At 68.9% G+C, this 26,026-nt stretch carries 22 protein-coding genes; 17 read left to right on the top strand and 5 right to left on the bottom strand.

What is annotated here, in order from left to right; translation table 11 throughout:
- The first annotated feature begins 37 nt into the window (after window positions 1-37).
- Together NA12_RS10490 and NA12_RS10485 are read left to right on the top strand one after the other, a co-directional pair.
- Window positions 38-1,114 carry a class 1 fructose-bisphosphatase gene (locus NA12_RS10490; protein ID WP_067448815.1) on the top strand — a complete coding sequence of 359 codons (1,077 nt, stop codon included), beginning with the start codon at window positions 38-40 and terminating at the stop codon, window positions 1,112-1,114.
- An 11-nt stretch (window positions 1,115-1,125) separates the two neighbouring features.
- Window positions 1,126-2,001: a phosphoribulokinase gene (locus tag NA12_RS10485; RefSeq protein ID WP_067448813.1), complete on the top strand. Its 876-nt coding sequence runs from the start codon at window positions 1,126-1,128 to the stop codon at window positions 1,999-2,001.
- A gap of 19 nt (window positions 2,002-2,020) precedes the next feature.
- Here NA12_RS10485 and NA12_RS10480 read toward each other — a convergent pair whose 3' ends face one another.
- A complete protein-coding gene (locus NA12_RS10480) occupies window positions 2,021-2,710 on the bottom strand; it encodes an HAD-IA family hydrolase (protein ID WP_067448811.1) in 690 nt (229 codons plus the stop codon).
- Window positions 2,707-4,755, bottom strand: coding sequence for a transketolase family protein (locus NA12_RS10475; RefSeq protein WP_067448809.1), 2,049 nt, complete (start codon window positions 4,753-4,755; stop codon window positions 2,707-2,709). The genes NA12_RS10480 and NA12_RS10475 overlap by 4 nt, the downstream gene beginning before the upstream one ends.
- 265 nt (window positions 4,756-5,020) lie before the next feature.
- On the opposite strand from NA12_RS10475, the gene NA12_RS10470 reads away from it, so the two are divergent.
- On the top strand, window positions 5,021-5,689 hold the full coding sequence (locus NA12_RS10470; protein WP_067448807.1) for a response regulator: 669 nt from the start codon (window positions 5,021-5,023) through the stop codon (window positions 5,687-5,689).
- Window positions 5,686-6,852: a GAF domain-containing sensor histidine kinase gene (locus tag NA12_RS10465; protein WP_067448805.1), complete on the top strand. Its 1,167-nt coding sequence runs from the start codon at window positions 5,686-5,688 to the stop codon at window positions 6,850-6,852. Before NA12_RS10470 ends, NA12_RS10465 begins: the two co-directional genes overlap by 4 nt.
- Window positions 6,853-6,934: 82 nt before the next feature.
- On the opposite strand, the gene NA12_RS10460 is transcribed toward NA12_RS10465, so the two are convergent.
- Both NA12_RS10460 and NA12_RS10455 read right to left on the bottom strand, forming a co-directional pair.
- Window positions 6,935-7,930, bottom strand: a complete 996-nt coding sequence (locus NA12_RS10460) for a class I fructose-bisphosphate aldolase (protein ID WP_067448902.1) — start codon at window positions 7,928-7,930, stop codon at window positions 6,935-6,937.
- A 36-nt stretch (window positions 7,931-7,966) separates the two neighbouring features.
- Window positions 7,967-8,878, bottom strand: coding sequence for a LysR family transcriptional regulator (locus tag NA12_RS10455; RefSeq protein ID WP_067448803.1), 912 nt, complete (start codon window positions 8,876-8,878; stop codon window positions 7,967-7,969).
- Window positions 8,879-8,983: 105 nt separating this feature from the next.
- Between NA12_RS10455 and NA12_RS10450 the strand changes: the two genes are divergently transcribed.
- From NA12_RS10450 to NA12_RS10420, 7 genes are all read left to right on the top strand, one after another.
- A complete protein-coding gene (locus tag NA12_RS10450) occupies window positions 8,984-10,447 on the top strand; it encodes a form I ribulose bisphosphate carboxylase large subunit (protein WP_067448801.1) in 1,464 nt (487 codons plus the stop codon).
- 13 nt (window positions 10,448-10,460) lie between these two features.
- A complete protein-coding gene (locus tag NA12_RS10445) occupies window positions 10,461-10,886 on the top strand; it encodes a ribulose bisphosphate carboxylase small subunit (RefSeq protein ID WP_067448799.1) in 426 nt (141 codons plus the stop codon).
- Between the two features lie 4 nt (window positions 10,887-10,890).
- Window positions 10,891-11,862, top strand: coding sequence for an AAA family ATPase (locus tag NA12_RS10440; RefSeq protein ID WP_067448797.1), 972 nt, complete (start codon window positions 10,891-10,893; stop codon window positions 11,860-11,862).
- A 134-nt stretch (window positions 11,863-11,996) separates the two neighbouring features.
- On the top strand, window positions 11,997-14,273 hold the full coding sequence (locus NA12_RS10435; RefSeq protein WP_067448795.1) for an FdhF/YdeP family oxidoreductase: 2,277 nt from the start codon (window positions 11,997-11,999) through the stop codon (window positions 14,271-14,273).
- Window positions 14,274-14,318: 45 nt separating this feature from the next.
- Window positions 14,319-15,182 (top strand): type I methionyl aminopeptidase, encoded by an 864-nt coding sequence (map, locus tag NA12_RS10430; RefSeq protein WP_067448793.1) that lies wholly within the window; start codon window positions 14,319-14,321, stop codon window positions 15,180-15,182.
- On the top strand, window positions 15,179-16,741 hold the full coding sequence (locus tag NA12_RS10425; RefSeq protein ID WP_067448791.1) for a cobyric acid synthase: 1,563 nt from the start codon (window positions 15,179-15,181) through the stop codon (window positions 16,739-16,741). The genes map and NA12_RS10425 overlap by 4 nt, the downstream gene beginning before the upstream one ends.
- 243 nt (window positions 16,742-16,984) lie before the next feature.
- A complete protein-coding gene (locus NA12_RS10420; protein WP_067448789.1) occupies window positions 16,985-17,548 on the top strand; it encodes a glycosyltransferase family protein in 564 nt (187 codons plus the stop codon).
- Window positions 17,549-17,612: 64 nt separating this feature from the next.
- Here the strand turns inward: NA12_RS10420 and NA12_RS10415 are convergent, their stop codons facing one another.
- The gene (locus NA12_RS10415; RefSeq protein ID WP_067448787.1) at window positions 17,613-18,638 is read right to left on the bottom strand and encodes an alpha/beta hydrolase; all 1,026 of its coding nucleotides are present in this window, start codon (window positions 18,636-18,638) and stop codon (window positions 17,613-17,615) included.
- A gap of 234 nt (window positions 18,639-18,872) precedes the next feature.
- On the opposite strand from NA12_RS10415, the gene mqo reads away from it, so the two are divergent.
- The 6 genes from mqo to NA12_RS10385 all read left to right on the top strand — a co-directional run bounded on the left by mqo (window position 18,873) and on the right by NA12_RS10385 (window position 25,985).
- Window positions 18,873-20,402, top strand: a complete 1,530-nt coding sequence (gene mqo, locus NA12_RS10410; RefSeq protein ID WP_084472631.1) for a malate dehydrogenase (quinone) — start codon at window positions 18,873-18,875, stop codon at window positions 20,400-20,402.
- Complete coding sequence (locus NA12_RS10405; protein WP_067448785.1) at window positions 20,399-20,839, top strand: GNAT family N-acetyltransferase; 441 nt, start codon at window positions 20,399-20,401, stop codon at window positions 20,837-20,839. The genes mqo and NA12_RS10405 overlap by 4 nt, the downstream gene beginning before the upstream one ends.
- 176 nt (window positions 20,840-21,015) lie before the next feature.
- Entirely contained in the window at window positions 21,016-23,127 is a 2,112-nt protein-coding gene (locus tag NA12_RS10400; RefSeq protein ID WP_067448783.1) for a magnesium chelatase subunit D family protein, read from the top strand.
- 279 nt (window positions 23,128-23,406) lie between these two features.
- Window positions 23,407-24,021 (top strand): cob(I)yrinic acid a,c-diamide adenosyltransferase, encoded by a 615-nt coding sequence (gene cobO, locus NA12_RS10395; RefSeq protein ID WP_067448781.1) that lies wholly within the window; start codon window positions 23,407-23,409, stop codon window positions 24,019-24,021.
- A 34-nt stretch (window positions 24,022-24,055) separates the two neighbouring features.
- Complete coding sequence (locus tag NA12_RS10390) at window positions 24,056-25,567, top strand: cobyrinic acid a,c-diamide synthase CobB (protein WP_067448779.1); 1,512 nt, start codon at window positions 24,056-24,058, stop codon at window positions 25,565-25,567.
- 16 nt (window positions 25,568-25,583) lie between these two features.
- The gene (locus NA12_RS10385; RefSeq protein ID WP_067448777.1) at window positions 25,584-25,985 is read left to right on the top strand and encodes a cobalamin biosynthesis protein; all 402 of its coding nucleotides are present in this window, start codon (window positions 25,584-25,586) and stop codon (window positions 25,983-25,985) included.
- Window positions 25,986-26,026 lie beyond the last annotated feature (41 nt).

Below are 26,026 nucleotides of genomic sequence, written 5' to 3'. Positions count from 1 at the left end.
GGATGTCTGCCCGGGGGTTCGCTGGTGTTCTCGAAAGATGCTGACCGATCGCACGACGTTGACCCGATTCCTCATCGAAGAGCGCAGGCGCCATCCCGACTCCAGCGGTGAGCTCAATTCCCTGATCCTCGACGTCGCGCTGGCCTGCAAGGCGATCTCCCAGCGCATCGCCTCCGGTGCGCTCACCGGCGTCCTCGGCGGCGCCGGGGTGGTGAATGTGCAGGGGGAGCAACAGCAGAAGCTCGATGTGGTCGCCAACGATGTGTTCCTGCGCGCCAATGAATGGGGCGGCCAGCTGGCGGGCATGGTGTCGGAGGAACTCGACGACCCGTACCCGATCCCGCCCGAATATCCGCGCGGCAAGTACCTCCTCGCCTTCGACCCGCTCGACGGCTCGTCCAATATCGATGTGAATGTCGCTGTGGGCAGTATCTTCTCGATCCTGCGCGCACCGACGCCCGGCGTGGACGCGACGGCGGCGGACTTCTTGCAACCCGGCACCGAGCAGGTCGCCGCGGGCTACGCGATCTACGGCCCCGCGACCCAACTCGTGCTCACGGTCGGCACCGGCGTGCACGCCTTCACCCTCGATCCCGAACTGGGCGAGTTCTTCCTGACCGGGCAGAACCTGCGGCTGTCGACGTCCACCTCGGAATACGCGGTGAACAGCTCCAACCGCCGCTTCTGGGAACCTGCCGTGCGCCGCTACATCGACGAATGCCTGGCGGGCGCGACGGGCCCGCGCGAGAAGGACTTCAACATGCGCTGGGTGGCGTCGCTGGTGGTGGAAACCCACCGCATCCTGACCCGGGGTGGGGTGTTCCTGTACCCGCGCGACTCCAAGGACCCGGACAAGCCGGGCAGATTGCGGCTGCTCTACGAGGCCAACCCCATCGCCCTGCTGATCGAACAGGCGGGCGGTCTCGCGTCGACCGGTCGCGAGCGGATCCTCGACGTCGCCCCCAGCGCACTGCATCAGCGGATCGCGTTCATTTTCGGTTCCCGCGACGAAGTCGCGCGCATCGTGGATTACCACGCCGAAACGGCCGAGGAGCCCGACGGTCAGTGGAGTCCGCTGTTCGGGCTACGCGGTCTCTACCGTTCCACCACCTGAGGAGGGGATTCATGTCCGCCAAGCACCCTGTCGTCGCCATCACCGGGTCATCCGGTGCCGGAACAACGTCGGTGATGCGCACGTTCGATTCGATCTTCCGTCGGGAAGGCATCGACGCCGCGTACGTCGAGGGCGACAGCTTCCACAAATTCGACCGGGCGGGCATGAAGGAGGAGCTGGCGCGCGCACTGTCCGACGGTGACCACACCTTCAGTCATTTCGGTGCCGAGGCCAACCTGTTCGAGGATCTCGAGAAGCTGTTCCGCGGCTACGGCGAGACCGGCACGGGTCGGGTGCGAAAGTACCTGCACGACAAGGAAGAAGCCGCGCCCTACGATCAGGAGCCCGGCACATTCACGCCGTGGGAGGACCTGCGCCCCGGCACCGACCTGCTGTTCTACGAGGGTCTGCACGGCGCGGTGTCCAACGAACAGGTCGACGTGGCGCAGTACGCGGATCTGCTCATCGGGGTGGTGCCGGTGATCAACCTCGAATGGACCCAGAAGCTGCACCGCGACAAGGACAAGCGCGGGTACTCCACCGAGGCGGTGACCGAGACGATCCTGCGCCGCATGCACGACTACGTGAACTTCATGTGCCCGCAGTTCTCCCGCACCCACGTGAACTTCCAGCGGGTTCCCGTGGTCGATACCTCGAATCCCTTTGTCGCCCGTACTATTCCGACACCCGATGAGTCGATGCTGGTGATCCGGTTCGCCGATCCGCACGGCATCGATTTCCCGTATCTGCTGTCGATGCTGCACGACTCGTTCATGTCCCGCTCGAACACGATCGTGTGTCCGGGCGGGAAGATGGACCTGGCGATGCAGCTGATCTTCACACCGATGCTGTTGCGGCTCATGGAACGTCGCGGTCGCACCCGCTGAGCGCGGCGCGACGACCACCTCACCCGAGGTGGTCGTCGAACCAGGTCACCAGCCGCGGATCGTCGAGCCCGTCGGCGACGAGTATCGCCGCCGAGAGGTCGTCGGTGCGCGTGTAGGCGTTCCTCGCGGCGACACACCGCAGCCCCGCCGCCACCGCCGATCGCACGCCGTTGGCCGAATCCTCCACGGCCACTGCCTGATCGGGAGACAAGCCGGTCTGGATCAGGACATCCAGGTACACGGCGGGGCTCGGTTTCAAGACCGACACCTCGGTTCCGGTGGTCACGGTGTCGAACGGGTCACCGAAAGCGTGCTTCAGCAGGGGTTGCACCCACGCGCGGGTACCGGTGGTCGCCACGTGCAACCGGACACCGTGGGAGCGGAGCCGTTCGATCAGTTCCCGCGCGCCCGGACGGGCACGGATGTGCCCGTCCGAGGCCATCTGCGCCATGATGCGGGTCTTGTCGCGGTGTACCCGGCGTGCGAGCTCACGTGCTTGCTCGACCGGCCTGCCGTTGCGCTCGAACCAGAACGCCAGCCGCTGCGCGCCGCCGGCGACCTTCAGTAGCGTCCCGTACTCCTCGACCTGCCAGTGATCGGGCAGGCCTGCGGCGGCGAAGGCCGCGTTGAACGCCACCCGATGGCCGTCGCGCTCGCTGTCGACCAGGGTGCCGTCGACGTCGAAGATCACCGCCCGCAGCGCGGTCACGGCGCACCGTCGAGGTACGCGCGGATGCGTTCGCGCACCGCCGCTTCGGTGAATCCGAAGTGGGCGAGTACCTCGTCGCCGGGCCCGCTGTGTCCGAACTCGTCGATGCCGATCGCCAGGTCGACCGATCCCGCCCAGCCCGCTGTGCTGCCCGCCTCGATGCTGATGGTGTGCGCCGAGGGATCCGGGGTAAAGCGCGCGCGGTCCAGCGCCGACACCACCCGAACGTCGTACCCGTCGGCCCACAGCTGATTCCGGACGGCCACCGCCAGCGCGACTTCGGAACCGGTGGCGACGATGTCGATCCGGCGCGTGCCCCCGGCGCGCGATTCGCGGGCGCCGACGGGCGCGCCCAATGCCCTGGCGGCGGGGGCGCCCAATGCCCTGGCGGCAGGGGAGTGGTGGTGCGTCGCGGCGTCACTGCCGGCGATGCGCGCGCCGTCGCCGTCGCATGCCATATCCAGCTGTGGCAGGGACTGGCGGGACAGGATCAACGCGGTCGGTCCGTCGACACGGGTCAGCGCGAGTTGCCAGGCCAGCGCGGTCTCGGCATCGTCGGCGGGCCGCAACACCCGCACTCCGGGAATCATCCGCAGCGACTCGACCTGCTCGACGGGCTGATGTGTCGGTCCGTCCTCGCCGACCGCGACGGAATCGTGGGTGAGCACATAGATCACCGGCTGCCCCATCAACGCGGACAGGCGCAGTGCGGGTCGCAGATAGTCGGCGAACACCAGGAACGTGGCGCCGAAGACCCGGAACCCGCCGTGCAGGCTCATTCCGTTCAGAATCGCCGCCATCCCGAATTCGCGGATGCCGAAAGCGATAGCGCTGGTGGTGAAGTCGTCGCGACGCACCACCTCGCCACCGACCGTGCCGGTCGACCCGGCCAGGTCCGCGGACCCGCCCACCAATTCCGGCATCGCCGACCGCAGCGCGTCCAAGCAGGCCTGCGACGATTGGCGGGTGGCCCGGGGCGAAGCCGCCGCGACGGCACCCAGCGCGGCCAGCGCACCGGCGGGCAGCAGGCGCGCTCCGGCGCGTCCGAACTCGGCCGCTCGCTTCGGCTCGGCCGCGCCGAACGCTTCGAATCCGTTGCGCCACTTCGCATGCTCGGCACCGCCGATCGCCGCGAGCACCGCGCACGTCGCCGCGACCTCGGCGGGCACCGCGAACGGTGGCAGACTCCAGCCCGCCCGCTGTTTGGCCTGCGCGAGCCGTTCGGCGCCCAGCGGCGAACCATGCACCTTCGACGTTCCCGCGACACCGGGCGCGCCGTGCCCGATCACCGTGCGCACCGCGAGAAAGCTCGGCCGAGGATCGGACCCGGCCCGGGTCAGCGCCGCGTCGATCGCCTCGATGTCGGTCCCGTCGGCGACCACGTCGGTATGCCATCCGTAGGCGGCGAACCGCGCCACCTGATCGTCGCCGCACGAGCGTCCGACCGCGCCGTCGATGGTGATCTCGTTGTCGTCCCAGAGCACGATCAACCCGCCGAGGCCCAGATGTCCTGCGAACGAGGCCACTTCGTGACTGACACCTTCCATCAGACAGCCGTCGCCGACGATCGCGTAGGTGCGGTGCCCGGTGATCTCCGGATACCGGGCGGCGGTCATCCGTTCGGCGAGGGCCATCCCCACCGCCATCGCCAGGCCCTGCCCCAACGGCCCGGTGGTGCACTCCACACCGGGTGTGACACCGAATTCGGGATGCCCCGGCGTCCGCGACCCCAACTGCCGGAACCGCCGCAATTCCTCGATCGGCAGGTCGTATCCGAACAGGTGCAGCAGCCCGTACAGCAGGGCGGACCCGTGTCCGGCCGAGAGCACGAATCGGTCCCGATCGGCCCACTCGGGATCGGCCGGATCGTGGCGCAGGTGTCGGCTCCACAGCGTCCACGCCATCGGCGCCGCCCCCATGGGCATGCCGGGGTGGCCCGACTGCGCGGCCTCGACCATATCGGCGGCGAGGAACCGCAGGGTATCCACGGCCAGCAGGTCGGTTTCCAGCGACGGCAGGAAAGCCGTCGGCGCGATGTCGGTCATCGGGCGGCCACTCGCGTGCGGGTCCCGATCGAGTCCGCGCGGTCCGCGCCGGGCTCGGCGCAACGTCCGAACTCGACATCGGGCGATGCCGACGGCGCTGCGAGCTGCCTACTGACTGAGTACTCCGGCATGCGAGGCCTTTCTCATCGGGTCCGTTCATCGGACCGCACCGCCCACCTGCCGCACTCCCCCTCGCGGGTGGGGCACCGGGTGAGATCTCGTCAATGCCCGTAACCCTCAGTGTCGTTCGCCGTAAAGTGAGGGGATGCCGGAGTTACCTCCGACCCCGTTGAAGCTGGTGCTCGTCGACGATCACGAAATGGTGCTGCACGGGCTCGACACGATGCTCGGACACTTCCCCGACGACGTCGTGATCGTCGGCCAGTCGACCACCGACACCACCGCGCTCCGGATGGTGGCCGAACAGCGGCCCGACATCGTCCTGTGCGATGTGCGCATCGGCAAGGCCAGCGGCCTCGACCTGTGCCGCCAGATCACCCTGCAATATCCCGACACCAAGGTCGTGCTGCTCACTGTCTACGACGACGAGCACTACCTGTACCAGGCGCTGCGCGTCGGGGCGTCGGGCTACATCCTCAAGCGGGTCGACGGGCGCGAACTCGTCGCCCAGCTGTGCCGCGTCCGCGAGGGCGAGACAGTGGTCGACGCGAGCTTGGCCGGGCGGGTGGCGCTGGCCGCGGCACGGCTGCACGCGGGCCAATTCTGGTCCGGCGCGCATCTGGGACTGACCCAGCGTGAGTCGGAAGTGTTGGGGCTGTTGGTATCCGGCCACTCCAACCGCGCGGTCGCCGGCAAGCTGGTGGTCAGCGAGGACACGGTGAAGACCCATATTCGGGGGCTCTATCGCAAACTGGGGGTGTCCGATCGCAGCGCGGCGATCGCGGTCGCGTTGCGGGAGGGGCTGTTCCGGTGAGCTTTGCGAACGGCGCGGTTCCTACGGCAGCGGAGCTGACCCCGCTGCTCGGCGCCGAGGGCGTGCTGGTCTTCGCCGTCGACGGCCAGGATCTGAGCATCGTCGATCTGTGGCCGCCGCATCCCTCGGCGGGTTCGCTGCGGTTACAGGTCGGATTCGGTGTGACCGGGTTGGTGGCTCGCACCCGCACGCCGGTGCTGCTCGACAACGACTTCCCACGTAACACGTTGCACCGCAGTCTCTTACGGCTGGAACCGCAACAGACCCTCGCGCGGATGTGTTTGCCGCTGCCGGGGCTGGAAGGCGACGTGGTCGGCGTGCTCGCGGTGCATCGCGATCCCCGGGACCCGTTCGGGCAGCACGATCTCGATGCCGCTCGTCAGTACGTGGGCGTGCTCGGTCTGTGGCTGCACGCGCAGCGGTTGTTCCGCACCGTCAACCGGCAGCGCACCGAGCGCGACCGGCTGGTCGAGCAGGCGATCACCGCTCAGGAGGCCGAACGTCGGCGCATCGCCTTCGATCTCCACGACGGCGTGACCACCGCCCTGGCCTCGATGTCGTTCCACCTGTCCGCCGCCGACCTCACCGTCTCCGAACTCGCCGGACACGTCGACGGCGCCGACGAGGCCAGTCTGCGCGACCTCGCCAGGGCGCGCGCCGAACTCGTCAGCGCCCGTGAGCTGGCCGACTTCGCCTACAACGAGACCAGGGCGGCGATCTCGGGTCTGCACAGCCTCGTGCTCGACGACCTGGGTCTGGTCGCCGCGATCGAATCGCTGGTGCGCACGATGAGCGGCGACCCTCCGCCGACCATCGAATTCCTCGTCGACCACACCGCCGCCATCGACGACATCCCCGACCACGCCGCCGCCACCCTGTACCGGATCGCCCAGGAATCGCTGGCCAATGCCGTGAAACACGCGAGGGCGCAACGGATCGTGCTCTCCCTGCGCCGCGTCGGCGACTCGGTCGTGCTCGGCTGTTCCGACGACGGCGAGGGTTTCGACCTGCCCGCGCGCCGCGCGCACCGCGCCGCCGACAGCGAACAACATTTCGGCCTGAGCTCGATCGCCGAACGGTGTGCCCTGATCGAAGCCTCGCTGCGTCTGGAATCGATGCCGGGACGCGGCACCACCGTGCTGGTCGACCTCCCGCTGAAGTAGGCCAACAGCGCAGCAGCGGTGCCCGAGGGGTAGCGCCGCCGCTGCGCGTCGCCGCCGCGCTCAGCGAGCTGCCGAGCACCGCCTACGCGGCGTACTCGGCGGCAGCGGAGGCATTGCGGCAGTTCTGGAGCAGAACATGCTGTGCTGCGGGAACTTCGGAGGTTGTTCCACCCCAAGTGTGCAGGGCCGCGCTCACGAGCGCGCGCCCGAAGGAGAATGTCACAGGCCACGGCCGCTCGTCTATGGCGGACAGTTCGCGTAGAAAGGCGCACACCCGTGCGGTCGGATGCCCGCCGGACAGGAACGCGATACCCGCCACCTCGTCGGGCACCGATTCGCGCAACACGGCGTAGGTAGCGGCCGCTATGTCGGCGGGCGCGACATCGCCCGCGTCCAGGCCGGGGGTGACGAAGTTGGGCTTGAGCACGATGCCGGTGAGATCCACCCCGGCGTCGACGAGTGCGGTGAACACCGCGCTCAGGGCCAGGCGGGTCGCCGTCGCCGAGGCCGCGAGGTCGTGATCGCCGGTGCACAGCACCTCGGGCTCGACGATGGGCACGATGGCGTGCTGCTGACACAGTGCGGCGTAGCGGGCCAGCGCGTGCCCGTTGGCGGCCGCGGAGTAGGGGGTGACGGTGCGCACGTCGAACACCGCCCGCCACTTGGCGAACGCGGCCCCTCGATCGGCGTAGGAGGCCAGTCGGACGGCGAGGCCGTCGAGCCCCTCGGTGATCAGCGCACCGTCATGGCCGGGGAGCGCGGTGGTACCGGCGTCGACCTTGATGCCGGGCAGGACGCCGAGTTCGCGCGCCGCGATCGGGAACGCGCGTCCGTCGGCGAGATCCTGGCCGAAGGTCTCGTCGCACAGGATGATTCCGCTGATCCACGTCGACAGGCCGTCGGCGGTGAGCAGCAGTTCGCGGTAATCGCGCCGGGCGGACGCGCTCGCGCGAACCCCCTCCTGTTCCAGGCGCGATGACATGGTGGTGATCGACTCGTCGGCGGCGAGAATGCCTCGGCCGCCGGTGGTCAACTGCTGGGCGATCTCGGCGAGGGCGGTGGCGGGCAGTGTCGTCATGATGACCAGCATGCGAGCGGCCGGTCGCGGCGGGCTTCACCCCTTCGGGCGAGACCGGGTGTGAAATGCGGCCCCGCCCACCTGCTCCGGATCGCACAGGTGCGCCACGAACAATCGGGTCGCCGAGGTCGGTTCCTGGCTCGTGCAGACGTGCCACGGCCGGTCGAGCGGCGTTCCCGGCACGTCGTAGGCGACCAGTTCGCCCGCGGCGAGGTGCTCGCGCGCCGCCTCCTCGTGCACGAGGGTGACCCCGAGCCCTTCCCTGGCGGCGGCCACGGCGGCGCCGGAGGTGCCGAGGGTGAGCAGCGGCGGCGCGGCCTGCAATCGGCTCAGCAGCGACAGCGTGGTGTCGCGGGTGCCGGAGCCGATCCCGGTGAGCAGCCACGGTGTGGTGAGTGGGTCCTCGACCAGGCCGGGCCGCCCGACCAGCACCAGCCGGTTGGCCCGCCGGGCGGCGGTGACCAGGCCGGCGCCCCGCGGTGGTCGACCGGCAAGGGCGATATCGAAGACGTGATCGGCCGCCCTGGCGAACAATTCGCCGCGCGTCAGCACCGACAGCGACAGTTCGACACCCGGATGGGCGCGCGCGAACGTGGCCATCAGCGCCGGGAGCACGTACTCGCTGGCCGTCGCGACCGCGCCGATGCGCACCCGCCCACGGTCGGCGTCGTGTACCGCCCCGGCCGCCTCCGCGAGCAGGCCGAGCAGCTTGCGCACGTACCCGGCGAAGATCTCGCCCGAATCCGTCGCCACGATACCCCGGCCGGACTTGCCGAAAAGCGTTGTACCCAGGGCGATTTCGAGCGCGGTGATAGCGGCCGACACCGCGGGCGGCGTCACCTGCAACGCCTGCGCGGCGGCCCGCACACTCCCGGTGTCGTACACCGCGAGGAAGGTGCGCAGCCGACCCCAGGTAGCGGCCGCGGGCAGGTCGGGGCTGGCGAACATCGTTCAATGATGACTTAACAATGCACAGAAAACATTCCATTGTCGCTGAACAGTCCCGCCCACACACTGGAAGTGCTCCACAGGCGTGACCCGAAAGGAACGGCGATGACGACGATCGACAACGACGGCACGGCGACCAAGCAGCGGTGGGATCCGGGCGTGCAGAGCTACGCCGGAATGGGTTACTGGAACCCCGATTACGTGCCGAAGGACACCGACGTACTCGCCGTCTTCCGGGTCACCCCACAGGACGGGGTCGACCCGATCGAGGCCGCGGCCGCCGTCGCGGGCGAATCGTCCACCGCCACCTGGACTGTCGTGTGGACCGACCGGCTCACCGCCAACAGCCATTACCAGGCCAAGGCGTACCAGGTCGACGAGGTGCCGGGCAGGCCCGGCGAGTACTTCGCCTACATCGCCTACGACATCGACCTCTTCGAGGAGGGTTCCATCGCGAACCTGACGTCCTCGATCATCGGCAACGTCTTCGGTTTCAAGCCGCTCAAGGCCCTGCGCCTGGAGGACATGCGCATCCCCGTCGCCTACACCAAGACGTTCCAGGGCCCCGCCCACGGCATCGTCATGGAACGGGAGATGCTCAACAAGTACGGCCGCCCGCTGCTGGGCGCCACCATCAAGCCCAAACTCGGCCTGTCGGCCCGCAATTACGGCCGCGTGGTCTACGAGGCATGTCGCGGCGGCCTCGACTTCACCAAGGACGACGAGAACATCAACTCCCAGCCCTTCATGCGCTGGCGGGACCGCTTCCTCTACGCGATGGAGGGGGTGAACCGGGCGATGGCCGAAACCGGCGAGATCAAGGGCCATTACCTCAATGTCACCGCGGGGACGATGGAGGAGATGTATCGGCGGGCGAACCTCGCCAAGGAGCTGGGCAGCGTGGTGGTGATGATCGACCTCACCATCGGCTACACCGCCATCCAGTCGATGGCGCACTGGGCCCGCGAGAACGGCCTGCTGCTGCACCTGCACCGGGCCGGGCACTCCACCTACACGCGGCAGAAGACGCACGGGGTGAGCTTCCGGGTGATCGGGAAGTGGTCGCGGTTGATGGGCGTCGACCATGTGCACGCGGGCACTGTTGTCGGCAAGCTGGAGGGCGACCCGGTCACCACCCGTGGGTTCTACGACACGTTGCGCGACAACTACGTTCCCCGCGATCTCGGCAACGGCATCTTCTTCGATCAGGACTGGATCTCGATGCCCGGCGTGATGCCGGTGGCCTCCGGCGGCATCCACGCCGGCCAGATGCACCAGCTGCTCGACCTCTTCGGTGACGATGTGATCCTGCAGTTCGGCGGCGGCACCATCGGGCACCCGTACGGCATCGCCGCGGGCGCCGAGGCCAACCGGGTGGCGCTGGAGGCAATGGTCAAGGCGCGCAACGAAGGTCGCGATCTACTGATCGAAGGACCCGACGTGCTGCGCAGGGCGGCCAAACACTGCACCCCGCTGCAGGCGGCCCTCGATACCTGGGGCGACATCACCTTCGACTACACCAGCACCGACGCCCCCGATGTGGTGGCGACTCCGGTGCCCTCGATCTGACCAGGAGCACCCGATGAGACTGCGCTACGGAACCTTCTCCTATCTGCCCGACCTCACCGACGACGAGATCGCCGCCCAGGTGAAGTACGCCCTCGAGCACGGCTGGCCGGTATCGCTGGAGTACACCGACGACCCGCACCCACGCAATGTGTACTGGGAGATGTGGGGGCTGCCGATGTTCGACCTGGCCGAACCCGACGGCGTACTCGCCCAGCTCGCGGATTGCCGTGCCACCTTCCCCCAGCACTACATCCGGCTGCTCGCCTACGACGCGACCCTGGGCAGACAGTCCACCGCGATGTCGTTTCTCGTCCACCGACCCGCGCACGAGCCGGGCTTCCTGCTCGAACGCGTCGAGGGCCCCGACCGCACCCAGCGGTACTCGGTGAAGTCCTACGCCACCGCCCGGCCGACCGGCGATCGGTACACGGGCGAGTGAATTGATGGACACACCAAAGGGATTCGGGTTCCACCGACCGTCCGGCGCGCCACCGGCCGCGGCAATCGAGGAGCAGACGACGGAGCCCGCGATTCTCGGCGACGACGAGGTGCTCGATCTCTCGGCCGACGAGGCCGCGGCCAGGGTGGGCGACACCCTGGCCGCGCTCGATGCCGAGCTGGTCGGCTTGGCGTCGGTGAAGCGGCGGGTACGCGAGATCGCCTCGCTGCTCCAGGTGGACCGGGCGCGGCGCCGGTTCGGGCTCACGACCACCCGTCCCACCTTGCACATGAGTTTCACCGGCGGTCCCGGCACCGGCAAGACCACGGTCGCGGTGCGGATGGCGGCGATCCTGCACGCGCTCGATTACATCAGGGCGCCGCGCGTGCACACCGTCACCCGTGACGACCTGGTCGGCCAGTTCATCGGCCACACCGCGCCCAAGACCAAGGAGGCGATCGCCCGCGCGGCCGGGGGAGTGCTGTTCATCGACGAGGCCTACTACCTGTTCCGGCCGGACAACGAGCGGGACTACGGGCAGGAGGTCATCGAGATCCTGCTCACCGAGATGGAGAACGAGCGCGGTGATCTGGTGGTGATCTTCGCCGGCTATCCCGATCGGATGGCGACCTTCTTCGCCGCCAATCCGGGCCTGAGTTCCCGTGTGCCGCACCATCTCACGTTCGCCGACTACGACCATTCGGAGCTGACCCAGATCGCGGGACTGATGGTGGAATCGGAGGGATTCGCCTTCGACGACGACGCGCACAAGGCCTTCGCCGAGTACCTCACGCTGCGGATGGAGCAGCCGAGGTTCTCCAACGCGCGCAGTGTGCGCAACGCGATCGAACGCTGTCGCCTGCGCCAGGCCCGCCGGTTGGTCGCGCTCGACCGGCCGCTGGGCAAATCCGACCTCATCACGCTCACCCCCGACGACGTGTACGGCAGCAGCGTCTTCGAGTCGTCGAGGGACTGAGGTAGGCGCGAGGCCCGATCACCGACCTCATCAGGTGATCGGGCCTTCCGCGTTGACAAGGGTGGAGAATCTGAGAAGCCTGGTGTCGGATACACCGAACGCGCGGTGCCGCGGAACTGAGAAGAAGCTGACACATGACCTCGATCGAGGACCCACAGGACGATCTGAGCGTGACCCCGCCCAAGACCTGGGCGGTCGGCGTTCCCGCCGTGGCGCACGCGATCGAGTACTCGCTGTCGCAGAACTCCCCGGTCCGCACCGCACTCACCCTGCTCAATATCAATCAGACCAAGGGCTTCGACTGCCCCGGCTGCGCGTGGCCCGAGCCGGGGCGCCGCCACCTCAACGAGTACTGCGAGAACGGCGCCAAGCACGTCAACGACGAGGCCACCACCCGCCGCGTCACCCGGGAGTTCTTCGCCGAGCATCCGGTCGCCGAGCTCGACACCATGTCCGATTACTGGCTCAATCAGCAGGGCAGGCTCACCGAGCCGATGGTGAAGCGGCCCGGCGCCACGCACTACGAACCCATCGGCTGGGACGACGCGTTCGGCCTGCTGGCCGACGAACTGCGTGGGCTCGCCGGCCCCGACGAGGCCCTGTTCTACACCTCGGGGCGGCTCAACAACGAGGCCGCGTTCCTGCTGCAGTTGTTCGTCCGCGCTTTCGGCACCAACAATCTGCCCGACTGCTCGAACCTGTGCCACGAATCGAGCGGTTCGGCGCTGTCGCAGACCATCGGTGTCGGCAAAGGCAGCGTCTCGCTCGAGGATATCTACGCGGCGGACCTGATCTTCGTCGTCGGCCAGAACCCCGGCACGAACCATCCGCGCATGCTGTCGGCGCTCGAGGAGACCAAGCGCAACGGCGGCAAGATCGTGGCGGTGAACCCGCTGCCCGAGGCCGGGCTGATCCGGTTCAAGAACCCGCAGAAAGCGCGCGGCGTAATCGGGCGCGGCACCGAGATCGCCGATATCTTCCTCAAGATCCGGCCCGGCGGCGACCTGGCCCTGTTCCAGATGCTGAACAAGCTGCTCCTCGATGCCGAGGACGCGGCGCCGGGCACGGTGCTCGACCACGAGTTCATCGCCGCGCACACCAGCGGGTTCGACGCCTACGCCGCGCACGCGAGGACGGTGACCTGGGAACACGCGCTCACCGCCACCGGGCTGAGGCGCGAGGAGATCGAGGCCGTGCACCAACAGGTGCTGGCCAGCGAGAAGGTCATCGTGTGCTGGGCGATGGGGTTGACCCAGCACAAGCACGGCGTGCCGACCATCCGCGAGATCGTCGACTTCCTGCTGTTGCGCGGCAACCTCGGCCGTCCCGGCGCCGGCGTGTGCCCGGTGCGTGGGCACAGCAATGTCCAGGGCGATCGCACCATGGGGATCTCGGAGCGGATGCCGCAGGCGTTCATGGACGCGCTCGGCCGGGAATTCGGGTTCACCCCACCGACGGCCCACGGGTTGGACGCGGTGGATTCCATCCGTGCCATGCGCGACGGCCACGCGAAGGTATTCGTCGGTGTCGCAGGCAATTTCGCGCGCGCGACGCCCGACAGTGCGGTCACCGAGGCGGCCCTGCGGCAGTGCTCGCTGACCGTGCAGATCTCCACCAAACTCAACCGCTCCCACACGGTCTGCGGCGCGACGGCCCTGATCCTGCCCACCCTCGGCCGCAGCGATCGCGATATCCAGGCCACCGGCGAGCAGTTCTACACCGTCGAGGATTCGATGAGCCAGGTCCGCACCTCGCGCGGGCGTCTCGACCCGGCCTCACCAGATCTGCTGAGCGAGATCGCGATCATCTCCCGGCTGGCGCGCGCCACGCTGGGGGCGGAGTCCACGATTCCGTGGGAGGAGTTCATCGCCGACTACAGCACCGTGCGCGACCGCATCTCCCGCGTCGTGCCCGGCTTCGAGAACTTCAACGAACGGGTCGCGCGACCGGGCGGGATGCTGCTGGTCAATCCGGTCAACGAGGGCATCTACCGCACCGCGAGCGGGAAGGCCGAATTCACCCGCAACGACTTCGACATGATCGACGCGCCGCCGGGCTACCTTGTGCTGCAGTCGCTGCGGTCCCACGACCAGTGGAACACCATCCCTTACGCGGGCAACGATCGCTACCGGGGCATCCACCACGCGCGCCGGGTGGTGCTGGTGAACCCCGAGGACCTGGCGCAGCGGGGAATCGCCGACGGCGAAGTGGTCGACATCGTGAGCATCTGGCACGACGGCACCGAGCGCAGGGCGCCGCGATTCGTCGCCGTCGCCTATCCGGCCAGCCGTGGTTCGGCGGCCGCGTACTACCCGGAGACCAATGTGCTGGTTCCGCTCGACAGCGTCGCCGACATCAGCAATACGCCGACCTCGAAAGGCATCATCGTCCGTCTCGAGCCGGTGCTGTGACGGACGGGACGTACAGCGGCGTGCTCGCATAGATACACTGCTCTCATGTCCGTGCGCACCCGTCAGCCACTAGTTCCCGGTACCCAGTCGCCGATCCGGGAAGTTCCCCGCTCCATCGAGCGGCCGGAATACGTGTGGAAGAAGACCGCGAACGAGGGCAACGAGCCCTGGGTACAGACCACCGAGACCATCGAGAAGATGCGGATCGCGGGCAAGATCGCGGCGCAAGCGCTCGAGGAAGCGGGCAAGGCCGTGGTCCCGGGTGTCACCACCGACGAGCTCGACCGGATCGCCCACGAGTACATGTGCGACCACGGCGCCTACCCGTCGACGTTGGGCTACAAGGGTTTTCCCAAGTCCTGCTGCACCTCGCTCAACGAGGTCATCTGCCACGGCATCCCCGACTCGACGGTGGTCGAAGACGGTGACATCGTCAATATCGACGTCACCGCGTTCATCCACGGGGTGCACGGCGACACCAACAGGACCTTCCTCGCCGGTGACGTCGACGAGGAGGTGCGCCTGCTCGTCGAGCGCACCGAGGAGGCCACCAACCGGGCCATCAAGGCGGTCAAGCCCGGGCGTGCGCTGAACGTGGTCGGGCGCGTCATCGAGGCCTACGCCAACCGCTTCGGTTACGGCGTGGTGCGCGACTTCACCGGCCACGGCGTCGGCCCCACCTTCCACAGCGGCCTGGTGGTGCTGCATTACGACCAGCCCAGCATCGAGTCGGTGATCGAGCCCGGTATGACCTTCACGATCGAGCCGATGATCAACCTCGGCGGCATCGACTACGACATCTGGGACGACGGCTGGACCGTGGTCACCCAGGACCGCAAGTGGACCGCGCAGTTCGAACACACGCTGGTGGTCACCGACACGGGCGTGGAAATTCTGACCTTGCCGTGAGCGCCCCGCTGCGCGGCGCGTTGTTGATCGCGGGTACCACCTCCGACGCGGGCAAGAGCGTCGTGGTCGCGGGTATCTGCCGGATGCTGGCGCGTCGCGGGGTGCGGGTGGCGCCGTTCAAGGCGCAGAACATGTCGAACAACTCGGTCGTCACCCTGGACGGCGGGGAGATCGGGCGCGCCCAGGCACTGCAGGCGCGAGCCTGTGGGCTGGAGCCGAGCGTGCGGTTCAACCCGGTGCTGTTGAAGCCCGGTAGCGATCGCCGCTCGCAGCTGGTGGTGCGCGGCGCAGCTGTCGGAACGGTCGGCGCGCGTGACTATTTCACTCGTCGGCAGGAGCTGCGCGAGGTCGTCGCGGCCGAATTGGCCTCGTTACGTGACGAATTCGACGTCGTGATCTGTGAGGGGGCGGGCTCGCCCGCCGAAATCAATCTCAGGGCCACCGATCTCGCGAACATGGGATTGGCGCGGGCCGCCGATCTTCCGGTCCTGGTGGTGGGCGACATCGACCGCGGTGGCGTCCTCGCCCACCTGTTCGGCACCGTCGCAGTGCTGGAACCCGAAGACCAGCAGCTCATCTCGGGCTTCCTCATCAACAAATTCCGCGGTGACGTGTCCCTGTTGCAACCCGGTCTGGACCAACTCCGCGCGTTGACCGGGCGCCCCACCCTCGGCGTCCTGCCCTTCGCCGAAGACCTCTGGCTCGACGCCGAAGACTCCCTCGGGACCCTGTCCGGCGCGCCGGTCGGTCGCCCGGGCCCACCGCACGGCACCGACTGGCTCACCGTGGCCGCCGTCCGGCTTCCGCGCATCTCCAACTCCACCGACATCGAGGCGCTCGCCTGCGAACCCGGCGTCTCGGTTCGCTGGGCCGACGGTCCACACCAGCTGGCCACCGCCGACCTGGTGATCGTGCCCGGCAGCAAGGCGACGATCTCGGACCTGAACTGGTTGCGTGCCAACGGAATAGCCGACGCGCTGCACGCTCGCGCGGTCGCGGGCCGTCCGGTCCTCGGCATCTGCGGTGGGTATCAGATGCTCGGCAATCGCATCGTCGACGGTGTCGAGCACACCGCGGCAGCGGGTCGAGCCGAGGTCGCCGAATCGGCGCCGTGTGTGGTGGACGGCCTCGGGCTGCTCGACCTCGACATCGAATTCGCGGACCCGAAGATCGCCCGGCAGGTGTCGGGCAGCGCGGGCGCCGATCCGCTGCACGGCTACGAGATCCATCACGGCCGAGTCACCCGCACCGCCGACCCCGCCTGGCTGACCATCGACGGCGAGCCGGAAGGCAGTGCGCGAACGGCGATCTGGGGCACCCATGTGCACGGACTGCTCGAGTCCGACGAGTTCCGCCGCACCTGGCTCACCGAAGTGGCCGCTGTGGCCGGGCGCACCGGCTTCACCGTCGCGCCCGACACCTCGGTCGCCGCCGTCAGATCCGCGCAGCTCGACCTGCTCGCCGACCTCATCGAGAAACACGTCGATCTCGCGGCGCTGGATCAGCTGATCCGCGACGGCGCCACCACCGACATCCCGGTCATCCGCACCTCTCGGTGACCTGGCGCACACAGCCTGCCAGGGCCGTCGGCTTCGTGGTCGGCGACCGAGGGGTGGCGCCGGTCGCTGGGGCGCGTGGGTGTGGGGGCCGTCTCGCCTCACCGGCCGGGGCGCGGCGTTGTGACAGGTTCGGCAATTTCGGTGTCGGTAGCAGTGAAAGCCCAGTACACGGGGGTGGTCGGATCGGCGGGGCGCGGCGGAACAGGCCGCGTCGTTCAGGCTGGACGTGTACCGTAACCCGGCATGAAATCTCGGCAGATCACGGTCGGTGACCAGGCCTGGGCAGTGCGGGTCGACGGACCTTCCTCGCGGCACAATGTGCTGCTGCTTCCAGACGCGGACGACCCTGCCGACGTGTTCGACAAGGTGTGCGCACGGCTGCACGAGTCCGACTTGCAGACCGTTGCCGTCGAGTCCGTCGAGGGGCTCGATCCGGCGGGCGTACGCGCGATTCTCGACGAACTCGACATGCCCTACGTCAACGTCGCGGGCCGAGGGTCGGGCGCGGAGTTGGCGTGGCGGGTGTGCGCGGGCCGGTTCGGGCGGTTCATGAGCCTGGTCGTCGCCGACCACGGGCACCCGGCCGTTCCCGACGCCGACGGCCGAGTTCCCGACTCGGCCTGTCCGCCGTTGGAGTTGCCGGTCACGATGCTGGTCACCAAGAACCTGCCCCGGGCCACCGCCGACGCGTCCGGCCGCTATGTCTACGGCGAATTCCGGGTCGTGCCACTGGAAGTCGACAACATCGCCACCGAGGCGGGCCACGAGTTCGCCACCGAGATCGTGCTCCGCACCAGCCTCTGGTAGGCACGGCCCAGCTCGCCAGGCGCTGACGCGATTCGCGCGAGCACCCGGTGAGTGGCGGCCCGGATCAGGACTTGCGGTAGGACACCAACCAGTCGAGCCAGTTGTCGGTTTCCTGGAATGCGTTGGCGCGCACGGCTTCCGAGGACAGGTACACGTCGTGGCGGGCGCCGTCGATCGGGACGATCGAGGTGCGCTCGCCCAGGCAGCCCGCCCAGCGCTGGATCTGCTTCACATCGAGCACGGCATCGGCCACGTCGAGAGCGGCGGAGTGCTCGCGGGCGAACTTGGTGATCCGCGAGCGCAGGATCAGCGCGGGCACCCCGATGGCCAAGCCCTGGTGCAGACGCGCGTGGCCCTGGCGGATGGCGCGCAGCCAGCCCAGCCGCACCGGTTCACCAGTGAGCGGCTTCCAGTCGAGGTTGTAGTCCCACTCACCCGAGCGGCTGGTGTGCAGGCTGTCGCCGTAGGCGGTGCTGACCCCGCCGGCGGGTAACTGGGCGAAGGCGCGGAACCGGCCGACGGTGTTGATGATGGGGGTGCCGATGGTGCGATAGAAGGACGGTCCCTGCAGGTCGAACCAGGGACTGTTGAGGACCACGCCGGCCACGCCCGCCGCCGCGCTGCCTCCGGCCGCCTCCAGCCGGTCCAACCACAGCGGCACGATCAGCCCGCCGGTCGAATGCGCGACGATCAGCACATCGTTGCCGGTCTCCTCGCGCGTGATCCGCAGCGCCTCGGCCAGCTCCTCGTCGTAGAGCGCCAGGTCGCTCACGTAGTGCGCGCTCTGCCCCTCACGTCGCGAGCGCCCGCATTTGCGCAGGTCGAGCGCGTAGAACCGGTGCCCGCGCGCCGCGAAGTGCTCGGCAAGGTGCGCCTGGAAGAAGTAGTCGGTGAACCCGTGCACGTACAGCACGGTCGGCTCGGTCCCCGGTGCCGTGGCGTCGGGCAGATAGCGCACGAGGGTGGCCACCACCTCGCCCTCTCCGTCGGGGTCGATACCGAGCGGGAGGGTCCGCTGCTGATAAGCGGTGCCGAGAACGTCGGGTTGCCACTGCTCGTCGGTTCGATCAGCGAGGGTTTCGTTCGTCACAGTGCTCAATCTATCGCGGGGTCGCGGCGACGCGCAGGCTTGGTTTTCATCACATTCGGGAGGTCGGTTGCAGAACTGTGCTCTGGTGAGGTGCACAATTGGTCTCAGGTGAACGACGGGTAACCTACCTCCCGGCGATTCACCGCGAGTCGCATGAACACCGCCAAAGCGCCCGCGCCAAGCGAACTCACCCGTCGGTGAGTAGCTGAGAAGGACAAGGAAGTCGATCTACCCGTGCCGAACGCTGCGAAGACTGAAAAGACCGATGTAGTTCTCATCGGCGCAGGCATCATGAGTGCCACGCTGGGTGCGCTGCTGCGACAGCTGCAGCCGGACTGGACGATCTCGGTGTTCGAGCGGCTCGACGCCGCCGCCGCGGAGAGCAGCGATCCGTGGAACAACGCGGGTACCGGCCATTCGGCGCTGTGCGAGCTCAACTACAGCCCGCAGAACGCGGACGGCTCGGTCGACGTGAGCAAGGCCGTCGACATCAACGAGCGCTTCCAGGTCTCGCGTCAATTCTGGGCCTCCGCCGTCGACACCGGCGTGTTGGGCGATCCTTCCGGCTTCATCAACCCCATTCCGCACGTGAGCTTCGTGCACGGCGCCGACAACGTCGACTACCTGCGCAAGCGCCACGAGGCGCTGTCGCCGCACCCGCTGTTCCGCGGGATGGAGTACATCGACACCCCCGACGAGTTCGCCGCGCGCCTGCCGCTGATGGCCAAGGGGCGCGATTTCAGCGACCCGATCGCGCTGAACTGGTCCGACGGCGGCACCGATATCGACTTCGGCGCGCTCACCAAGCAGTTGCTCGCCTTCATCGGCTCCTCCGGCGGCGAGATCGCCTTCGGCACCGAGGTCCGCAACCTCGACAAGCAGTCCGACGGGTCGTGGAACGTCACCGTCCGCAACCTGCGCACCTACCGCTCGCGCACCGTCAACGCGAAGTTCGTCTTCGTCGGTGCCGGTGGTGGCGCGCTGCCGCTGCTGCAGAAGGCCGGGATCAAGGAGGCCAAGGGCTTCGGCGGATTCCCGATCAGTGGTCAGTTCCTGCGCTCCACCAACCCGGAGCTGATCGCCGCGCACGAGGCCAAGGTCTACGGCAAGGCTGCCGTCGGCGCGCCGCCCATGTCGGTGCCCCACCTCGACACCCGCGTCATCAACGGTCAGAAGGGCCTGCTGTTCGGTCCCTACGCCGGCTGGACCCCCAAGTTCCTCAAGGACGGCTCCAACGCCGACCTGTTCAAGTCGATCAAGCCGAACAACATCGCCTCGCTCGTCGGCGTGGGCCTCACCGAGCTGGGTCTCACCAAGTACCTGGTCGAGGAGCTGCTCAAGTCGCAGAACGGCAAGGTGGGTGTGCTCGGGGAGTTCCTGCCGCGCGCGCAGGGCCGCGACTGGGAGCTCATCACCGCCGGTCAGCGCGTGCAGGTCATCCGCCGCAAGGGCGCCGGTGGCGTGCTGGAGTTCGGTACCGCGGTGATCTCCGCCCAGGACGGCTCCATCGCCGGTCTGCTCGGCGCGTCGCCGGGTGCGTCGACCTGTGTCACCGCCATGCTCGACGTGATGCAGCGGTGCTTCCCGGAGCAGTACACCGGCTGGACGCCGCAGCTGGAGCAGATGATCCCCTCCCTCGGCCAGAAGCTGTCGGAGAACCAGGCCCTGTTCCAGGAAGTGTGGGACTGGACCAGCAAGTCGCTGAAACTGGATGCGGGCAACGCGGCCGCGACGGAGCGGGCCGCGAGCTACGCGCAGGTGTGAGCGTCGAACTGAGACGGTCGTGGGCGGCGGATCTCGATGCCGCCACCCTCTACCGGCTGCTGCGCCTGCGGGTCGAGGTGTTCGTCGTCGAGCAGGAATGCGCCTATCCCGAGTTGGACGGGCGTGACCTGCTGGCGACGACACGGCATCTGTGGCTCGACGACGGTTGCGTGCTCGCCACATTGCGCCTGCTCGAGGAGCTCGTCGACGGGGTGAGCAGTTTTCGCATCGGCCGGGTGTGTGTCGCGCCGTCTGCTCGCGAACACGGTTACACCACCCGTCTGATGCGGGCCGCGCTGGCTGAAACCGGTTCGGCCACTGTGCGTTTGGATGCCCAGGCGCATCTGGTCGACATGTACGCGAAGTTCGGTTTCGCCGTCGACGGACCGGCGTACGACGATGACGGGATCATGCACGTGCCGATGCGGCGCGGTTGACGCAGGTCACCGCGGCACCCTCGGTTTTTCGCCGGTTCGAGCAGGTCGACGGTGGCGTCGGGCGTCGGCTCCCCGGCCCTTCGATGCCCGGGGGGCTGCCGAGATCGCCGCGCGCATAGAGTTGGGGCGTGCCTGGTTTTGCTGATGTTGCCGCTGGTCCGCATACCGCCGCGCGTGTGGCGGGTGAGGCGGGGTTCCCGTTCTCCGCTGTGGTGGGGCAGGAGCGGCTGCAGCTGGCGTTGATCTTGTCGGCCGTGCACCCCGGGATCGGCGGGGTGCTGGTGCGTGGTGAGAAGGGCACGGCGAAGTCGACCGTGGTGCGCGCGCTGGCGCAGTTGCTGCCGCCCGTGGTCGACGAGACCGGAGCGCGGCCCGCGCGGCTGGTGGAGTTGCCGGTGGGCGCCACCGAGGACCGGGTCGTCGGCTCGCTCGATCTCGAGCGGGTGCTGCGCGACGGGGAACAGGCGTTCCGCCCCGGGCTGCTGGCCGCGGCCCATCACGGCGTGCTCTACGTGGACGAGGTGAACCTGCTACACGACCACCTGGTGGACGTGCTGCTCGACGCGGCCGCGATGGGGCGCGTGCACGTCGAGCGCGACGGTGTCTCGCACTCGCATCCGGCGCGGTTCGTACTGGTCGGCACGATGAATCCCGAAGAGGGAGAGCTGCGCCCGCAGCTGCTCGACCGGTTCGGGCTCACGGTCGATGTGGCGGCCTCACGCGAGGTCGACGTGCGGATGGCGGTGGTGCGCCGCCGTCTCGACTACGAGGCCGACCCGGCCGCGTTCGCCGCCCGCTACGTCGACGCCGATCAGGTGGTGGCCGAACGCATCCTGACCGCGCGCGACCGGTTGCCCGACGTCGCGCTCGACAATGCGGAGCTGCGCCGGATCGCGGCACTGTGCGCCTCGTTCGATGTCGACGGGATGCGCGCCGACCTCGTGGTGGCCCGCACCGCGACCGCGCACGCCGCGTGGCGCGGGCGGGATCGGGTCACCGAGGACGACGTGCGCGTCGCCGCGGAACTCGCGCTGCCGCACCGTCGACGGCGCGATCCGTTCGACGAGCCAGGGATCAGTGAGCAGCAACTCGACGAGGCGATGGACGCCGCGGCCGCCGAAGTCGACAAGGCCTCGGAGGATGAGCGATTCGACGGTTCGGGTGAGCCGGAGTCCGCTCGTCGGGACGAGCTCGACGCTGACGGTGGTGACCCCACTCGCCCGGACGGTGTCGAACCCGGTGGCTTCGATGACGAGCGGTCCCGGGGCAACGGTCGCGAAAACGGTTCGGACGGAATCGATCCCGAGGATGGCCCCGACGACGATGGGGGCCCCGACGGTGGTGGCCCGGACGATCGAGGACCCGACGGCGGACCTGACAACGGTGGACCCGGCGGGTCCGGCGGCGACCGCTCGGACAGCTCCGATCAGGGCCACAGTTCGCAGCCGGGGCCCGAAAAGCTGTCGGGCACACCGACTTCGGCCGCCAAGCCCGCACCGCGCTGGGAGGTCCCCGGCATCGGCGAAGGCGCACCCGGTCGCCGTTCGCGAGCCAGGACCCGAACCGGCCGGACTGTGCGCCCCGACCTCGACCCCTCGACCGGCCTGCACCTGCTCGGCACGGTCTTCGCCGCCGCGCCGAAGCAGTTCGAACGTGGCAGGTTCAGCGGCCCACTCGCGCTGGCGAGCGAAGACCTGCGCGGCGCGTATCGCGAAGGCAGAGAGGGCAATCTGGTCGTTTTCGTCGTCGACGCGTCCGGCTCGATGGCTGCCCGTGACCGCCTCACCGCCGTGACCGGCGCCATCGTGACCCTGCTGCGCGACGCCTATCAGCGCCGCGACAAGGTCGCGGTGATCAGTGTCCGGGGCAGTGCAGCGGAACTGGTGCTGCCGCCCACCTCGTCGGTGGACATCGCCGTTCGCCGCTTGGCCGGGATGCGCACCGGCGGCAAGACGCCACTGGCGGCGGGACTGCTGAAAGCCCGCGAGGTGATCGCCCGCGAACACGTCCGAGATCCCCGTCGCCGCCCGATGCTCGTGTTGCTCACCGACGGCCGCGCCACCGGCGGCACCGACCCCCTCCCACGTGCCCGCACCGCCGCCAGGCTGCTGGCCGCCGAAGGCCACACCGCGATGGTCATCGACTGCGAACGCGGCATGGTCCGGCTCGGCCTCGCCGCCGAACTGGCCCGTGACCTGCGCGCCCGGTGTCTGCGCCTGCACGAATTGACCGGCGAGACGGTGGCCGAGGTTGTCCGCGCCACCGGTTCGCCCGCGCGCGCGGCGTAAGCCGCCTCGCGTCGAGGGCGGACCTGGGGCCGCGGTCGGCGGCCCCGGGTGAAGACCGATGCCGCCCGGCGGCCTCGCCACCGGCACACGGGCGGATCGTGGCGCGCGGCGAGGTGGGTGTCTAGCCGTGTGAGTGCCCCGGCCGCGCCCTGATACAAATGGTGAGGAATCGGCACGGACGGCAGATGGCCGTACCGGTTGCGGAGCCGGGCATGCGACCGACCCCATCGTGAGGTCGCGAAGAACCGCGCACCGAGTGCGTCGAGAAGAGGAGTTGCTGTGCCCAAAGGTGTTCCGGAGAGCGTCCCCGAGGACGGTCTGACCACCCGGCAGCGGCGCAATCAGCCGGTGCTCGCCGTGCACACCGGCCCGGGCAAGGGCAAGTCCACCGCGGCGTTCGGGATGGCGCTGCGGGCCTGGAACCAGGGCTTCGACGTGGCGGTGTTCCAGTTCGTGAAGAGCGCGAAGTGGAAGGTCGGCGAGGAAGCCGCTTTCCGGACCCTGGCCACTCTGCACGAGGAGACCGGCGTCGGCGGCGCGGTCGAGTGGCACAAGATGGGCGAAGGCTGGTCCTGGACCCGCAAGCACGGCACCGACGAGGACCACGCGGCCGCCGCCCTGTCCGGATGGCAGGAGATCTCCCGCCGCCTCGCCGCCGAACAGCACCGCTTCTACGTCCTCGACGAGTTCACCTACCCCCTCAAATGGGGCTGGGTCGACATCGACGAGGTCGTCGACACCCTCACCCATCGCCCCGGCAACCAGCACGTGGTCATCACCGGCCGCGACGCGCCCCCGGCCCTGATCGAGGCTGCCGATCTCGTCACCGAGATGACCAAAGTCAAGCACCCCATGGACGCGGGCCGAAAGGGACAGCGCGGTATCGAATGGTGACGGCGCTGCCCGCCCGGACCGAGGGTGGTCGGTGATGAGCGCACCCGCGGTGGTGATCGCGGCCCCGGCGTCGGGCAGTGGGAAGACCACGTTGGCCACCGGGCTGATCGGTGCGCTGCGGCGTGCCGGTCATCGAGTGGCGCCGTTCAAAGTGGGGCCCGATTACATCGATCCCGGCTATCACGGACTCGCGGCCGGGCGGCCGGGGCGCAATCTGGATCCCGTGCTCGTCGGCGAGGATCGGGTGGTGCCGCTGTATCAGCACGGCGCGCGGGGCTGCGATATCGCCATCGTCGAGGGCGTGATGGGCCTGTTCGACGGCCGGATCGACGAGAACCGGGGCGAGGCGATCGCCGAGGGTTCCACCGCCCAGGTGGCCGGGCTGCTCGGGGCGCCGGTGGTGCTGGTGGTCGATGCCCGCGGTCATTCCCAGAGTCTCGCGGCGTTGCTCCACGGTTTCGCCACCTACGACTCCTCGGTCCGCCTCGGCGGTGTGATCCTCAATCGGGTCGGCAGTGAACGCCACGAACAGGTCCTGCGCGCGGCCTGCGACCGCGTCGGCCTGCCCGTCCTCGGCGCGCTGCCCCGCATGGCCGAACTGGAAGTTCCCTCCCGTCATCTCGGTCTCATTCCCGCCGTCGAACACGGCGCCGCCGCGACCGCCGCCGTCGACGCCATGACCGAACTCGTCGCGGCACACGTGGACCTGCGCGCGATCGTGGGGCTGGCGGGCGGGTCGGTACTCGGTGCCGCGTGGGATCCGGACGTCGAACTGGCCGCCGCCGCCGAACACGGCACGGGTGGAACAGATTTCGAGGGCGCCGGAAGCTCGGACGGTACGCGGACGACGGATGCTGTGCCGACCCACCACCAGCAGCCGACCTCGGTCGCTCCCGTTGATGTGTCCTCGGTCGCGGGGTCCGGGGTGATCCCGGGCAGGGATCCATTGATCGCGATGGCGGGCGGTCCGGCCTTCACGTTCGGCTACGCCGAGCATCGGGAACTCCTGGCCGCGGCCGGCGCCCGAGTGGTCGTTTTCGATCCGCTGACCGATGAACTTCCCGTCGGCACAGCGGGATTGGTTCTTCCCGGCGGCTTCCCGGAGGAACACGCGGGGGAGCTCTCGGCCAACGAGCGCCTACGGACCGCAGTGGCCGACGGCGCCTCGCGCGGCCTGCCGATCCACGCCGAATGCGCGGGGCTGCTCTATCTCACCCGCTCGCTCGACGGCCACCCGATGGCGGGGGTCATCGACGCCGACGCTGAATTCGGCCCGCGTCTGACGCTGGGCTACCGCGACGCCGTAGCCCTGCACGATTCGGCGCTGTGGCGCGCGGGTGCGCGGGTGCGCGGTCACGAATTCCACCGCACCCGGGTGGTCCGCACCGGCGCGGAGAACGCCGCATGGGGTTGGCGGACAACGGGTTCGGTGTCCGAAGGCGCGGTGATCCGCCAGGTGCACGCCTCCTACCTGCACACCCATCCGGCGGGTAATCCCGACGCGGTCGCCCGGTTCGTCACCGCCGCACGACGATTCGACCACTGATGGACCGCAGCGGCACATGACGACTTCCGGCGGCGGGCGACAACCGGCGACCGGCGACCTCGGGCCGGGTTCGGCGCTGGCCGTCGGCATCGGCGTCCGGCCGGGAACCGATGCGGGGCGAATTGTCCGCGCGGTGCGGGCGGTGGTCGGCGACAACACCATCCGTTGCTTGGCGACCCTCGATCGACGTGCGATCGAACCGGGTGTCCTGGCCGCCGCGGCGACCCTGGGCGTGCCCGTGGTGGCCTTCACCGCCGCGCGATTGGCCGATGTCGACGTGCGACACCGTTCGGACCACGCATCAGCGGCGGTCGGTACTCCCAGTGTCGCCGAAGCCGCGGCCCTGCTGGCAGGTCACGGCGAACTCGTCTGTGACAGAACAGTTCTGGAAGGTGTCGTGGTGGCCACGGCCTTGTGAGGAGGAGAGTCGGAGCCGCCGCGACCTCGTTGTCGCGGCGG

This window comes from Nocardia alba NBRC 108234, from assembly GCF_001612665.1.
Taxonomy (GTDB): Bacteria; Actinomycetota; Actinomycetes; order Mycobacteriales; family Mycobacteriaceae; genus Nocardia; species Nocardia alba.
Note: the sequence above shows the minus strand (reverse complement) of the source record. Positions and strands in the feature narration are given on the sequence as shown.

Excerpts from the sequence above, each read along its gene's own strand:
- NA12_RS10475 (WP_067448809.1), bottom strand. The coding sequence starts at position 4,755 with ATGACCGACATCGCGCCGACGGCTTTCCTGCCGTCGCTGGAAACCGAC.
- NA12_RS10435 (WP_067448795.1), top strand. The coding sequence starts at position 11,997 with ATGACCTCGATCGAGGACCCACAGGACGATCTGAGCGTGACCCCGCCC.
- NA12_RS10485 (WP_067448813.1), top strand. The coding sequence starts at position 1,126 with ATGTCCGCCAAGCACCCTGTCGTCGCCATCACCGGGTCATCCGGTGCC.
- NA12_RS10455 (WP_067448803.1), bottom strand. The coding sequence starts at position 8,878 with ATGTTCGCCAGCCCCGACCTGCCCGCGGCCGCTACCTGGGGTCGGCTG.
- NA12_RS10450 (WP_067448801.1), top strand. The coding sequence starts at position 8,984 with ATGACGACGATCGACAACGACGGCACGGCGACCAAGCAGCGGTGGGAT.
- NA12_RS10440 (WP_067448797.1), top strand. The coding sequence starts at position 10,891 with ATGGACACACCAAAGGGATTCGGGTTCCACCGACCGTCCGGCGCGCCA.
- NA12_RS10460 (WP_067448902.1), bottom strand. The coding sequence starts at position 7,930 with ATGACGACACTGCCCGCCACCGCCCTCGCCGAGATCGCCCAGCAGTTG.
- NA12_RS10385 (WP_067448777.1), top strand. The coding sequence starts at position 25,584 with ATGACGACTTCCGGCGGCGGGCGACAACCGGCGACCGGCGACCTCGGG.
- NA12_RS10390 (WP_067448779.1), top strand. The coding sequence starts at position 24,056 with ATGAGCGCACCCGCGGTGGTGATCGCGGCCCCGGCGTCGGGCAGTGGG.
- NA12_RS10445 (WP_067448799.1), top strand. The coding sequence starts at position 10,461 with ATGAGACTGCGCTACGGAACCTTCTCCTATCTGCCCGACCTCACCGAC.
- NA12_RS10420 (WP_067448789.1), top strand. The coding sequence starts at position 16,985 with ATGAAATCTCGGCAGATCACGGTCGGTGACCAGGCCTGGGCAGTGCGG.
- map (WP_067448793.1), top strand. The coding sequence starts at position 14,319 with ATGTCCGTGCGCACCCGTCAGCCACTAGTTCCCGGTACCCAGTCGCCG.
- NA12_RS10490 (WP_067448815.1), top strand. The coding sequence starts at position 38 with ATGCTGACCGATCGCACGACGTTGACCCGATTCCTCATCGAAGAGCGC.
- NA12_RS10470 (WP_067448807.1), top strand. The coding sequence starts at position 5,021 with ATGCCGGAGTTACCTCCGACCCCGTTGAAGCTGGTGCTCGTCGACGAT.